The following is a 13098-nucleotide window of genomic DNA, read 5'->3' as shown; positions in this document are numbered from 1 at the left end:
CTACTTCACCACCCACCGCTCTCTTCAGCCGCGGAGCGCACGCATGCACGTACCACACCGCGCGCCGCGCTCCGGCGCTGCGCGGGTCACCCTGCTCACCGAGGGCACCTATCCGCACAGCCACGGCGGGGTGAGCGTCTGGTGCGACCAGCTCGTCACCGGAATGCCCGACATCGATTTCGACATCATCGCGGTCACCGGCACCGGACGGGAAGCCACCGTCTGGGACCTCCCGCCGCACGCCTCCGAGGCCGTCTCGGTCCCCATGTGGGGCCCGCCCCCCGGAGGCTCGGCCCCGCGCGGCCGACAGGAACGGCGCCTCATGACGGCGTACGAACGCTTTCTGACCGCCCTGCTCGACCCGTCCGCGGAGGACGGATTCGGGCCGGCGCTCTACGAGATGGCCCGCGCCGCACGGGACGGGCAGCTCAGCCCCGCACTCCGTGGCGACGCGGCGATACGGGTCCTGACCGAGGTCTGGAACCGGCCGGGGCTCGCCGTGCGCGAGGCCCGGCCCACCCTGCACGACGCGGTCACCGCGACCGGGCTCCTGGAGCACGCGCTGCGGCCGCTCGCCGCGACCCCGCCGAGCCAGGGCGTGTCCCACGCCGTCAGCGGCGGAGTGGCCGTGCTGCCGGGGCTCGTCGGCGCCGAACTGCACGGCGTGCCGCTGCTGTTGACCGAACACGGGGTCTATCTGCGCGAGCGCTATCTCGGCTACCGGGCCGCCCCGTACCGCTGGCCGGTCAAGGCGGTGCTGCTCGGGTTCTTCCGGCTGCTCGCCGAGGAAACGTACCGGCGGGCCGCGCTGATCACGCCGGGCAACCAGTACAACCGGCTGTGGGAGGAGCAGGGCGGGGCCGATCCCCAGCTCATACGCACCGTCTACAACGGGGTCGACCCGGCGGCGTTCCCGCCCGCCGGACCGGAGCCCACCGCGCCGACGCTGAGCTGGGCCGGGCGGGTCGACCCCATCAAGGACCTGGAGACCCTCATCCGCTCCTTCGCCAAGGTGCGCGCCGAGCTCCCCGCGGCCACCCTGCGTCTGTTCGGCGGCACGCCGCGCGGCGGAGAGGCCTACCGCGAGCGGTGCGAGGCGCTCGCCGACTCGCTCGGCCAGGGCGACGCGGTCACCTTCGAGGGCCGGGTCGAGGACATCAGGGACGCCTACGCCGCGGGCAACGTCGTGATGCTCTCCAGCATCAGCGAGGGCTTCCCCTTCACCCTCATCGAGGCGATGAGCTGCGGCCGGGCCACCGTCTCCACGGATGTGGGCGGGGTGCGCGAGGCGGTCGGCGAGGCCGGTCTCGTGGTGCCGCCGCGCGACCCGGACGCGATGGCGGCGGCCGCCCTGGAGCTCCTGGGCGACCCGGTGCGGCGCGCGGCGATGGGGGAAGCGGCCCGGCTGCGCGTCGTCGAGCAGTTCACGCTGCGCCAGACCGTCGACACCTTCCGCGCGATCTATCTCGAACTGTCCGTTCGCGGCGGGGTCGTCCCGGCGCGGCGGAGCAAGGACAGCGCGGACGCCACCATGGCGCTGCGCCTGGTGCGGGCGGGGACGCCGGCCGACGAGCCGGTGCGGGTGGCGGGGTGAGCGGGCCCATCCGTCTGGAGCCGCCCGACGGCCGCGACGACACGCTGATGCTCCGGCTCGCCAAAGAGTCCACGATGACGCTGCGTCTGCCGGGCCGGCGCTCCGCGCGCTGGGGCAAGGACGCCGCGGTCGACCGGCTCGCGGCTCAACTGGCCGAGCAGATAGGGCCGGCGGTGCACGCCTACGAGGTGGCCGCGCTGCTCGAATCGGAGGGCCTGACGGCCCAACAGATCGCGGACGAGTACGGGCACGGCAATCTGTTCTCGCTCGCGGAGGACCTGTACACGCGGGTGCCGCGCAGCTTCCCGGAACCGCCGGCGGCCGCCGATCCCTGGAAGCCCGATCCGGTGCGCTGCGGGCTGCGCGGCGCCCTGTTCGCGCTTCCCGGGCTCGCCTATCCGCTGACCGCCCGGCTGTGGCAGAGCGACCGGGCGGTGCTCGCCCTGGTCGTGGCGGGCCTGATCTCGTGGGCCTGGGGGCAGGGGCTCGGCCACCGTGCCTATCTGCGGATGGCCTCGGGCCGGGCCGAGGCGGCCCGCACGCTGCGGGCGGGCGCTCCGCTCGGCGCGCTGCTCGCCTTCGGCACGGGCCTGGCGATCGTGGGGCCGACTCCCGCGGCGTTCTTCGTGGCCGGCCAGTCCTGCTATCTCGCGGCGGCCGGGATCCTGCTGGTGCTGGCGCGCGAGCGGCTCCTGCTGGGGGCGCTCGCCCCGCTGATGGCGGGGGCGGCGGCGCTGCCGTTCAAGGAGCCGGGCGTGCCGCTGCGGATCGGGATCAGCGTGCTGACCCTTGCCCTGGTGGTCGGGGCCGTCGTCCACTGCCTGCGGGAGACGCTGAAGCTTCCCGCGGCGACGGCGCCGGTGACCCCGCGGCTCGTGGCGTCCCTGCCCTACGGTCTGTTCGGGCTGGCCGCCGGGGTGCTCGTGGCCTTCGCCGGGCAGCGCCATCCGCTCGCCGTGATCGCGCTGACGCTCAGCATGGGCCCCGCCGAATGGCTGCTCTACCGCTACCGCGGCATGTCGGTCGCGGCGCTGCGGGCAACGGCGACCCCTGCCGCGTTCCGGTGGCGCTCGGCCGCCGTACTGGGAGGCTGCCTTGCCGTCTATCTGCTTCCGCTGTTCCCTGCGGCGCTGCTGACGGGCGCCGAGCCCGCGCCGCTGCTCGCGCTCGCCGCGCTGCTCTGGACGGCGCTGCTGCTCCAGGCGTTCGGCATCGCCTGGCTGCCGGCCGCCGTGAGTCTGGCGGCGGCGGCCGGGGTCGCCTCGGCCGGCCTGATGGCGCCCCTGCCCGGCCTGCTCACCCAGTACCTCTGCTGTACGGCCGCGGCCCTGGTCCTGACGGGCAGCACCCTGCACCTGCTCGGACGGCCGACCGCGCACTCCTGACCCACGCACCACGGCTCCGGCCGGCGCACCAGCCGCACCACGAGCCTCACAGACCGCACCTGAATGATCACCGTACGTACCGAACCACCTTGAGAGGAGCGGCAGTTGACCTCCGCACCGCTTGTCGCCGTCACCGGAGCCGAAGGCTTCATCGGCTCCCACCTCACCGAGGCCCTCGTCGCCTCCGGCCACCGCGTGCGCGCGATGGCCCAGTACAACTCGTTCTCGTCCTACGGCTGGCTGGAGACGCTCTCCGCGGACGTCCTCGACCAGGTGGACATCGTCCTCGGCGACGTCCGCGACCCGGGCTCGGTGCGCGGCCTGGTCGAAGGGGCGGAAGCCGTCTACCACTTGGCGGCGCTCATCGCGATCCCGTACTCCTACCAGGCCCCGCACAGCTACGTGGACACCAACGTCACGGGCACCCTCAACGTCCTGGAGGCGGTGCGGGCCCTGGAGACGCCGCGCCTGGTGCACACCTCGACCAGCGAGACGTACGGCACCGCGCAGACCGTGCCCATCACCGAGGACCACCCCATCAACACCCAGTCCCCGTACGCCGCTTCGAAGGCCGGCGGGGACCGGCTCGCGGACAGCTACTTCGCGAGCTTCGCCACACCCGTGGTGACGCTGCGCCCGTTCAACACCTACGGGCCGCGCCAGTCGATGCGTGCGGTGATCCCCACCGTCATCGGCCAGGTCGCGTCCGGATCGCGCACGATCACCCTCGGCGATCTGCGCCCGACCCGTGACTTCACCTTCGCCGCCGACACCGCGCGGGCCTTCCTCGCGGTGGGCACCGCGCCCGCCGAGCGAGTGGTGGGGCGGACGTTCAACGCCGGGACCGGCACCGAGATATCGGTCGGGGACCTGGTGCGGCTCATCGGCAAGGTGATGGGCGCCGAGCTCGACGTCCGCGAGGACGAGCAGCGCATCAGACCGGCCAACTCCGAAGTGATGCGCCTGGTGGCGGACGCGAGCCGGCTGACCGAAGCCACCGGCTGGCAGCCGGGGTTCGGCCTGGAGTCGGGCCTGGAGCGGACCGCGGAGTTCTTCCGCGACCCGGGCAACCTCGCGCGCTACAAGACCGGCATCTACAACATCTGACTCTGCAGTCCCCACTCTCAGGGAGGCTCCCATGCACGCAGTGATACTCGCCGGAGGCAAGGGCGTCCGGCTGCGGCCGTACACCACGGCGCTGCCCAAGCCGCTGGTCCCGATCGGCGACCAGCACGCGATCCTGGAGATCGTGCTGCGGCAGCTCGCGGCCGCCGGGTTCACCAGCTGCACCATCGCCATCGGTCACCTGGGCCAGATCATCCGGGCCTATGTGGGCGACGGTGACCGCTGGGGTCTGAAGATCGACTACAGCACCGAGGAGAGCCCGCTCGGCACCATCGGCCCGCTGCTCACCATGCGCGACCGGCTCCCGGAGTCCTTCCTCGTCATGAACGGGGACATCCTCACGGACCTCGACTACGCGGACGTGCTCAACCAGCACCGCACCAGCGGCGCGCCGCTGACCATCGCCACCTACGCCCGCAAGGTCCACATCGACTTCGGGGTGCTGACCACCGTCGACACCAAGGTGGTGGCGTTCACCGAGAAGCCGAGCATGGACTACCGCGTGTCGATGGGGGTGTACGGCCTGTCCCTCAGCACGCTGGCCGACTACACCGAGGGCCTCCCGCTGGGCTTCGACGAGCTCGTCCTCGACCTGCTCAAGGCCGAAACCCCGCCGCACGCCTACGCGTTCGAGGGCTACTGGCTCGACATCGGGCGCCCGGACGACTACGACCGGGCCAACGCCGAGTTCACCACCCACCGCTCCCTGTTGCTCAAGGGGGCCTGACCGTCCCATGCGCATCCTCGTACTGGGTCACAGCGGCTACCTGGGCGGCCATGTCGCCCGGGAGCTGCGCGCCCTGCCCGGCGTGCAGTTCGTCGCCGGGGGGCGGGGGCCCTCCGCCGATCTGACGGTGGACCTCGCCACCGTCACCCCGGGCCCGCTCGCCGAACGGCTCTTCGCGTTCGCCCCCGACGCCGTCATCAACTGCGCGGGGGCGGTGGGCCCGCAGCCGGTGGCGCTGGCCGACGTCAACGTCCGGGCGCCCGCCGTGCTCTGTGCGGCGCTGCGCGAGGCCGCGCCCGGCGCGCGCCTCGTCCACCTCGGTTCGGCCGCCGAGTACGGGCCGACCGGGATCGGCGAGCGCGTCACCGAGCAGTGGGCGGCGCGCCCCACCACGCTGTACGGCGCGACCAAACTGGCCGGCACGGTGGCCGTCACCTCGTCGGGTCTCGACGCGGTGGTGCTGCGGATCACCAACCCGGTCGGTCCCGGCGCGCCGGCCGCGGGGCTGCCGGGCCGGCTCGCCCGGCGGCTGCTCGACCTCGATCCGCACTCCGTGGTGCGGCTCGGTGATCTCTCCGCGCACCGCGACTTCGTCGACGTGCGGGACGTCGCACACGCCGCGGTCCTCGCCGCGACCGGCGGCACCCGGCTGCCTCCCGTGCTCAACATCGCCACCGGACAGGCCGTGCCGGTACGGGAGTTGGTGCACGAGCTGGTCCGTGTCGCGGGGTTCGAGGGCCGGATCGAGGAGGACGCCGAAGGCTCGGTCCGGTCCGCGGACGTGCCGTGGCAGTGCTCCGATCCCAGCGCGGCGCGCGCCGCGCTCGGCTGGTCCCCCCGGCACTCGCTCGCCGATTCGGTGTCCGCGCTGTGGACGGCCGTACGCGCCGAGCCCGACCGGGAACCGGTGCACTGATGCTGCTGGTTCCGCTCTATGTCCACCCCGCCGAGGACCCGGACGCCTGGCGGCGGCTCGCCGAGGCGGCGGCCGATCTCTACGGGGTGGTGCTCAACGCGGCGGACGGGCCGGGCGAGTTCCCCGACCCGGCCTTCACCGGCCCGGTCGAGGCGCTGCGCGCGGCCGGTGTCCGGGTGCTCGGCTACGTCGATCTCGACTACGGCGCCCGCCCCGCGGACGCCGTGGTGCGGGACATCGAGCGCCACCGCGCGTGGTACGGCGCGGACGGCTTCTTCCTGGACCGGGCCCCCGCCGACCGGACCGGGCTGCCGTTCGTGCGCCGTGTGGCACGGGCCGCGCGCCGGGCGGGCGGGACGAGCCTGGTCCTCAACCCGGGTGTGCACCCCGCGCCCGAGTATCTGAAGGTCGCCGATCTGATCGTCACCTTCGAGGGACACTGGTCGACCTATGTGTCCACCTTCACCAGGCCCGGCTGGGCCGACCGGCAGCCGCCGGAGCGCCTGTGCCACCTGGTGTACGGCGTGCCCGACGCGTTTCTCGCGCTCGCCCTGCGCACGACGGGTGAGCGGGGCGCGGGTGTGTGCTGTGTGGTCGGGCGCGAGTTGCCCAATCCGTGGGCGGCGCTGCCGCCCGTGCTTCCCGGAAAGACACCATGAACCGCACCCCGGCCCGCCCCTGGACGGCGCACCTCGCCGCCGTCGCCGCCCTACTGCTCCTCGCCACGGCCTGCTCGTCGGGCGCCTCCGACGACGACGCGGACGGCCCCGACGAGCCCACGCCGACAGCGAGCGCGCCCGCCCCCTCCCACTCCGCCTCCTCCCCCGCCTCGCCTTCGCCCAGCAGATCCGGCGCGTCGCCGTCGCCCGCCTCCCCGTCGCCTTCGGGAAGCGGCCCGGCCGGGGCCCGGATCTGGCAGCCCCGGCCCGGCACCGCCTGGCAGTGGCAGCTCAACGGCCGGGTGAAGGAGGGTCCCGATGTGCCGGTGTACGACATCGACGGCTTCGAGAACACCGCGGCCGACGTCGCCGAGCTGCACAAGCGGGGCCGCAAGGCGATCTGCTACATCAACGCCGGCGCCTGGGAGAACTTCCGGCCCGACAAGGAGGACTTCCCCGCCGCGGTGCGAGGTGAGAACAACGGGTGGGACGGCGAGCGCTGGCTCGACATCCGGCGCATCGACGTGTTGCGGCCGCTGATGGAGCGCCGCTTCGACATGTGCAAGGAGAAGGGCTTCGACGGGGTCGAGCCGGATCTGATGGACGGCTACATCAACAAGACGGGCTTCCCGCTCACCGCCGCCGACCAGCTCGCGTACAACCGCATGCTCTCCACGATCGCGCATGCGCGGGGCCTCGCGGTGGGGCTGAAGAACGATCTCCAGCAGATCCCGCAGCTGGTGGGTGACTTCGAGTTCGCGGTCAACGAGCAGTGTGCACAGTACGAGGAGTGCGCCCAGCTCACGCCGTTCGTGAAGGCGGACAAGGCGGTGTTCCACGTCGAGTACGAGCTGCCCACCAAGGACTTCTGCGCCGAGTCCGACAAACTGGGGCTCTCCTCGATGCGCAAGAACCTCAAGCTGGACGTCTGGCGTCAGCCCTGCTGACCCGCGGACCCGGTCCTCAGCCGAGGAGGACCGCGATCAGGGAGAGGGACGCCATCGACAGCAGCGTCGAGAGCAGCACGGTGTCGCGGGGCAGCGCGGTGTCGAGCCGGTACTCGGAGGCGAAGATGAACGCGTTCTGCGCCGTGGGCAGCCCGGAGCAGAGCACCACCGCGAACAGCTCGTGCCCGTCGAGGTCGAACACCCACTTCCCGAGAGCGTAGGCGAGCAGCGGCTGGACGGCGGTCTTCAGCGTGACGAGCAGCGTGCGCTCGGCGCGCTCCCCCGGGTCGGCCGCGGTGCGTGTGGTCAGGGACATGCCGAGCGCGAACAGGGCGGCCGGGACGGCGCCGCCGCCGAGGATGGTGAGCGGCGAGGTCACCTCGTCGGGCAGCTTCCAGCCGAGCGCGGCGACCGCCACACCGGCGATGGAGGCCCCCACCACCGGGTTGCGGACGGGGAGTTGGAGGATGCGCAGCCAGGGCCTGCCCGTGTCCTGGCGTACGTCGAGCTCTATGAGCACCAGGATCACGGGGGTGATGAACAGCATCTGGAAGAGGGCCGCCGCCACGATGAACGAGGTGTCGTGCAGGACGTGCACCGCGACCGGGATGCCGAGGTTCGCCGAGTTGACGTAGGAGGCGGCCATCGCTCCGATCGCCTGCTCGGCCTTCTTGCGCCGGTACAGCCGCGCGCTCGCCACGAGCCCCGCCGCGAAGACCGCGACCAGGGCGAGGGCGAAGACCGCGACGCCCGGCTGGGCCAGCTCGCCGGGCCGTGACTTCGCCATCGTCAGGAAGAGCAGCGAGGGCATGGCGAAGGTGAACGCGAAGCGGCCCAGCACGTGTTGGGCCTGGTCGCCCAGCAGGTCGAACCGTCCGGCGGCCCAGCCGAACGCGGTGATGATCCAGATGGGCAGGAAGCCGGAGACAACCGAGTGCACGGCCTCAGGATGCCCGACCGGTGTCCGCTGCCCGCGACTGGGGTCACGCCGTCCGGACGGCGCCGGCCCAGCGCAGGACCGCCGCGCGCGCGATGTGCGGGGTGCGCGCCCAGGCGGTCTGCGCAGCCGCCGCGCACACGGCCGCCACCGCGACGTCCTTGTCCGCGGCGAGGTTCACGACGCCGAGCGATTGCCCGGTGGCGGGCTCCACGACCTCCCGCTCGCACCCGGAGAGCGGTGCGGGCTGCCACGTCCGGGGGTCGAGCAGTCGGGGTGCGGCAGTCGGAGATCGGCAGTCGGGGTTCGGCGTGCACCCACGCGCCTATGACCGGGTCGCGTCGGCCCGACCCCTCATGTCACGTACGGCACACGCCTGTTCAGCGTTCCAGGACGAGGGCGAGGCCCTGGCCCACGCCGATGCACAGGGCGGCGAGCCCGGTGCCGGAACCGGCGGCGGCGAGCTGGTGGGCGACGGCCCCGGCCAGCCGGGCGCCGGAGGCGCCGAGGGGGTGGCCGATGGCGATGGCGCCGCCGCGCGGGTTGACGACGGCGGGGTCGAGGCCGGGCCAGGCGGCGAGGCAACCGAGGGACTGGGCCGCGAACGCCTCGTTCAGCTCGAAGGTGGTGAGGTCGCCGAAGTCCCTGCCCGCCTTGGCGAGCGCCTTGCGGACGGCTTCGACGGGGCCGAGCCCGAAGAGCTGCGGTTCGATGCCGGTCACGGCGGAGCTGCGGATCCGGGCCAGCGGCTCCCGGCCGGTGGCGCGCAGCCCCTCCTCGTCGACCAGGAGCAGGGCCGCGGCTCCGTCGTTGAGCGGTGACGCGTTGCCCGCGGTCACCGAACCGTCCGCGCGGAAGGCGGGCTTGAGCCGGGCGAGCGCCTCCAGGGTCGAGGACTCGCGGATGCACTCGTCGCGCGTCAGCCCGACACCGTCGTACGGGACGACCTCGCCGTCGTAGAGACCCTTGGCCCAGGCTTCGGCGGCCTTGCGGTGGCTGTCGAGGGCGAACGCGTCCTGCTGCTCGCGGGTGATGTGGTGCTTGTCGGCGATGAGTTCGGCGCCCTCACCGAGGGCGACGGTCCACTCGGCGGGCATCTTCGGGTTGGTCATGCGCCAGCCGAGGGTGGTCGAGTACATCTGCTGGTGACCGGCGGGGAAGGCGCGCTCGGGCTTCTGGACCACGAAGGGGGCGCGGGACATCGACTCGACGCCGCCCGCCACCGCGATCGAAGCGTCGCCGACGGCGATGGCGCGCGCCGCCTGGATCACGGCTTCGAGGCCGGAGCCGCAGAGGCGGTTGACGGTGACGCCGGGCACCGAGACGGGCAGCCCGGCCAGGAGCACCGCCATGCGGGCCACGTCGCGGTTGTCCTCCCCCGCGCCGTTCGCGTCGCCGAAGTACACGTCGTCGATGCGGGCCGGGTCGAGCTCCGGCGCACGGTCCACCAGCGCCTTCACCACGTGCGCGGCGAGGTCGTCGGGCCGCACGGAGGCGAGCGCACCCCCGAACTTGCCGATCGGGGTGCGGACGGCGTCGACGATGTACACGTCGCGGATGCTCATCGGGTCTCTCCCACGGATCTCTCCACCGCTGCCGGGCCGCCACGACGGCGTCCCGTTCGCCCAGTGAAGTGATGTTCATGAATGGTCGCGCCCGAGTCTCTGCTCCCCGCCGCCCGCTGTCAACGGGCCCCCGAAGACCGGGTTCAGGCGCGCGCGGACCCCGGCACCTCCCTGACCACCGCGGTCAGGCCGATGTCGAGCTCGGAGCCGTCGACGAGCAGCGCCTCCACCGCGTGCGTGGCGGAGTCGATCTCGGCCTCGATGCCGTGGCCGGCGTAGCGCGGGTATCCCGAGACGCCCGTCTCGCCGGTCGCCTCGACGACGGCGGACCGTACGGCGCTGTCCGCGACGGAGGCCCTCCCCCGGTCCTCGACGTGTTCGGGCACCAGCAGGATCTCGAAGCGCCGCGGGTGCCGGCTCGCGTAGTGCGGTTGGTTGCTCATGCTCCGACGCTAGACATGCGGAGCGCCGCTCGCACGCCGTCCCTGCACCATCCGGCTTCAGCTCGATTCGCGCGGCAGCGCGCGGGCGCCCATCAGGTCGTGGCGTTCGGGCGCGCCGTCGGGGTCGCGCACCACCCGGTCGACCAGTTCGGCCAGGTGGCGGCCGGTCACCATCTCGACGTGGACGGTGCTGAGGCGGGGGCGCAGCAGCCGGCCGAGGAGGAGATCGTCGGCGCCGATCACGGCGGCCTCGCCCGGGACATCGATGTCAGCGTCCTGGAGGGCGCGCATCAGGAGCATCGCGTACTCGTCGTTGTAGGCGAACACCGCGTCAAGGCCCGACTCCCGCCAGCGGCCCGCCAGTTCGGCCGCCGACTCCTCCGTGTACGCCATCGTCACGGGCTCGACCGCGGCATCGGTGCCGTGCACGGCCTTGCGGGCACCGGCCAGGCGCGGCGTGGAGAAGAGTTCCAGGCCGGGTTCGGCGGGCATCAGGACGCCGATGCGGCGCCGGCCGCGGTCGCGCAGATGGCCGACGGCGCGCTCGCCGATCTCGCGCTGGTCCATGACGAGCGCGTGCGCGCCCTCGACGCGCTGCGGGCCCAGCGTGATGACCGCGCGGGCGCCGGAGCGCTTGAGGAGCTGGACGCCCTGCGGGGTGAGCGCGATCTCGCCGAGGGAGACCACGGCGACGGGCCGCAGCTCGGCCCAGGCGCGGGCCGCCTCGTCGGCGCCGAGGCCCAGGCTTCCGTACTGGACCACCGTGTAGTCGAGCCGGCGCAGCTCCCACTGGAGCTCGTTGAAGAAGCGGCTGTAGAGCGGGCCCACCGGGATGTGCGCGGTGGGCAGCAGCACGATCCGGGTGTGCCCGGCGCGCAGGCTGCGCGCCGCGGCGTGCGGCACGTACCCCAGCTCCTCGGCGGCGGCGCGGACCTTGATCCGGGTCGGTTCGCTGATCCGCACGGCCGAGGTGTTGTTGAGCACGTAGCTGACGGTCGCCCGGGAGACCCCGGCCAGGCGGGCCACATCGGCGCTGGTCGGGACGGGACGGTCGGCAGGCTGCTTGGGTGTCTGGCTCATCGCGCTCGGCATCTTTCCAGACGGGTACGGGCCAGGGTCTAGCGGATGGCGTGAATTCGATGCTACACAGTGCTTACACGAGCAACTGACACGTGTCACCACACCGTCGGACCCGTCCGGCCCGTGGTGTCACCAGACGGTCCCGGACACCCGGATCCAGGTGTTCCGGCCGTTCGGGGCGCCGCACCGCGCCCGCTCGTGCACCCTCGTCCGCCTCATCCCCTCTCGGAGGGCAGCGTGGCTCTTTCCTCCCCGGGCACCGGCATCCCCGCGCCCGTCACCGCTCCGGCCCCCCGCCCCGCACGCGGGCTGCTGCCGCTGCTCCTGCTCGGCAACACCGCGATGTACGCGCTCTACATCGGCGTGCCCGGTGTGCTGCTCGCGCTCCAGATCGAGCACATCGACGCGGCGCACAAGGTCGCCGACTTCGGGCTCGTCTCGGGAGTCTCCGCGATCTTCGCGACCGTGTTCAACCCCGTGGCGGGGGCGCTCTCGGACCGCTCGGGGCGCCGCAACCCCTGGATCCTGGGCGGCGGACTCCTCTCCCTGCCCGTGATGTTCCTGCTGGGCACGGTCCATACGATCCTGCTGGTCACCATCGTGTGGTGCCTGGGCCAGGCCGTCCTCAACGTGTATCAGGCCGCCCTCACCTCGGTCGTGCCGGACCGGGTGCCGATGGCCGCGCGAGGAAAGGCGTCGGCCGCCGTCGGGCTCGGGCTGCCGTTCGGCTCCGTCGTGGGCGCGCTGCTCGGCGCGGCCTTCTCCGACCACTACCGCACCGGTTACTTGATCTTCGGTGCGCTCCTCGCGGGCGCGGCGGTCATCTTCACGGCGGCGACCCGCGAGGAGCGCCGGCCCGCCAGGGCGCCGCTGCCGCTCGCGAGACAACTGGCCGCGTTCACCGGGGCGCTGCGCGATCACGACTTCCGCTGGGCGTTCATCGGCCGGGCGCTGCTCGTCCTCGGCTACTTCTCAGTGGCCGGATATCAGCTCTACATCCTCCAGGACCATACCCGGCTGCCGTCCGGTCTCTCACCCGAGCACGCGGTGGCGATCCTCATGCCGGTCAACGCGGTCGCGATGGTGGTCTCGACGGTCCTGGGCGGCTGGCTCTCCGACCGCCACGACCGGCGCAAGCTGTTCGTCGGGGCGTCGGCGGCGCTCTCCGCGGCGGCCCTGGTCATTCCGGCCGTCTCGGCGGGCTGGACGGCGATGATCGTGTTCTCCGTCGTCAACGGCCTGGGTTTCGGCTGCTACATGGCGGTCGACACGGCGCTGGTCACCCTGGTCCTGCCGAAGGCCGAGGACGCCGCCCGCGACATGGGCGTTCTGAACGTGGCCAACGCCGGTCCGCAGATCGTCGCCCCGTTCGCGGCCTCCCTGATCGTGTCGCTGAGCGGCGGCTACACGGCGCTGTTCCTCGCCGGAGCCGCGCTCTCGATCGTGGGCGCGCTCGCGGTGCGCCCGATCAGGTCCGTGCGATGAGCCGCCCGACACCACCGGCGACGCCCCGGCCGGCTCAGGCCTGGTGCCCCTCCGGGCGCGGAGGCAGGCGCGCGCCTACCGTCGTACGGGCCAACTGCCCCCATATGCACGGGCGGTGGGCGGCCATGGCCTGACATGCCCGGCCGCTCACCACCCGTATCCGTACGGGGTCCGGGACCAGTCGCGCACCTGACACGCGGGGCGGGTCCCACCCCGTACCCCTCCGGGCACCGAG

General features: G+C 72.9%; 13 protein-coding genes. 8 read left to right on the top strand and 5 right to left on the bottom strand.

The genetic code is table 11. The features are described from left to right. Nucleotides 1-43 precede the first annotated feature (43 nt). The 7 genes from pelF (at nucleotide 44) to OOJ98_RS27105 (ending at nucleotide 7353) form a co-directional block, all read left to right on the top strand. Nucleotides 44-1594: a GT4 family glycosyltransferase PelF gene (gene pelF / locus OOJ98_RS27135; protein WP_267057656.1), complete on the top strand. Its 1551-nt coding sequence runs from the start codon at nucleotides 44-46 to the stop codon at nucleotides 1592-1594. Then, nucleotides 1591-2979, top strand: a complete 1389-nt coding sequence (locus OOJ98_RS27130; RefSeq protein WP_267057655.1) for a hypothetical protein — start codon at nucleotides 1591-1593, stop codon at nucleotides 2977-2979. The genes pelF and OOJ98_RS27130 overlap by 4 nt, the downstream gene beginning before the upstream one ends. Before the next feature lie 105 nt (nucleotides 2980-3084). Continuing rightward, nucleotides 3085-4086: an SDR family NAD(P)-dependent oxidoreductase gene (locus OOJ98_RS27125; RefSeq protein WP_267057654.1), complete on the top strand. Its 1002-nt coding sequence runs from the start codon at nucleotides 3085-3087 to the stop codon at nucleotides 4084-4086. Between the two features lie 31 nt (nucleotides 4087-4117). Beyond that, complete coding sequence (locus tag OOJ98_RS27120) at nucleotides 4118-4831, top strand: sugar phosphate nucleotidyltransferase (protein ID WP_267057653.1); 714 nt, start codon at nucleotides 4118-4120, stop codon at nucleotides 4829-4831. 7 nt (nucleotides 4832-4838) lie between these two features. Then, entirely contained in the window at nucleotides 4839-5747 is a 909-nt protein-coding gene (locus OOJ98_RS27115; RefSeq protein ID WP_267057652.1) for an NAD(P)-dependent oxidoreductase, read from the top strand. Further along, complete coding sequence (locus tag OOJ98_RS27110) at nucleotides 5744-6406, top strand: spherulation-specific family 4 protein (RefSeq protein ID WP_267058261.1); 663 nt, start codon at nucleotides 5744-5746, stop codon at nucleotides 6404-6406. The genes OOJ98_RS27115 and OOJ98_RS27110 overlap by 4 nt, the downstream gene beginning before the upstream one ends. Next, nucleotides 6403-7353 (top strand): endo alpha-1,4 polygalactosaminidase, encoded by a 951-nt coding sequence (locus OOJ98_RS27105; protein WP_267057651.1) that lies wholly within the window; start codon nucleotides 6403-6405, stop codon nucleotides 7351-7353. Before OOJ98_RS27110 ends, OOJ98_RS27105 begins: the two co-directional genes overlap by 4 nt. A 16-nt stretch (nucleotides 7354-7369) precedes the next feature. Here OOJ98_RS27105 and OOJ98_RS27100 read toward each other — a convergent pair whose 3' ends face one another. From OOJ98_RS27100 to OOJ98_RS27080, 5 genes are all read right to left on the bottom strand, one after another. Next, nucleotides 7370-8293 (bottom strand): AEC family transporter, encoded by a 924-nt coding sequence (locus OOJ98_RS27100; RefSeq protein ID WP_267057650.1) that lies wholly within the window; start codon nucleotides 8291-8293, stop codon nucleotides 7370-7372. A 43-nt stretch (nucleotides 8294-8336) separates the two neighbouring features. Beyond that, entirely contained in the window at nucleotides 8337-8504 is a 168-nt protein-coding gene (locus OOJ98_RS27095; protein WP_267057649.1) for an aldehyde dehydrogenase family protein, read from the bottom strand. A 166-nt stretch (nucleotides 8505-8670) separates the two neighbouring features. Continuing rightward, nucleotides 8671-9855 carry a thiolase family protein gene (locus tag OOJ98_RS27090; RefSeq protein WP_267057648.1) on the bottom strand — a complete coding sequence of 395 codons (1185 nt, stop codon included), beginning with the start codon at nucleotides 9853-9855 and terminating at the stop codon, nucleotides 8671-8673. 143 nt (nucleotides 9856-9998) lie between these two features. Further along, a complete protein-coding gene (locus tag OOJ98_RS27085; RefSeq protein WP_267057647.1) occupies nucleotides 9999-10298 on the bottom strand; it encodes a hypothetical protein in 300 nt (99 codons plus the stop codon). Between the two features lie 57 nt (nucleotides 10299-10355). Continuing rightward, the gene (locus OOJ98_RS27080) at nucleotides 10356-11378 is read right to left on the bottom strand and encodes a LacI family DNA-binding transcriptional regulator (RefSeq protein WP_267057646.1); all 1023 of its coding nucleotides are present in this window, start codon (nucleotides 11376-11378) and stop codon (nucleotides 10356-10358) included. A gap of 237 nt (nucleotides 11379-11615) precedes the next feature. Here OOJ98_RS27080 and OOJ98_RS27075 point away from each other — a divergent pair, with 237 nt between their 5' ends. Beyond that, the gene (locus OOJ98_RS27075; RefSeq protein WP_267057645.1) at nucleotides 11616-12863 is read left to right on the top strand and encodes an MFS transporter; all 1248 of its coding nucleotides are present in this window, start codon (nucleotides 11616-11618) and stop codon (nucleotides 12861-12863) included. Nucleotides 12864-13098 lie beyond the last annotated feature (235 nt).

This window comes from Streptomyces sp. NBC_00083 (genome assembly GCF_026343295.1).
Taxonomy (GTDB): Bacteria; Actinomycetota; Actinomycetes; order Streptomycetales; family Streptomycetaceae; genus Streptomyces.
The sequence above is the reverse complement of the archived record's forward strand: the minus strand, read 5'-3'. Positions and strand labels throughout refer to the sequence as shown.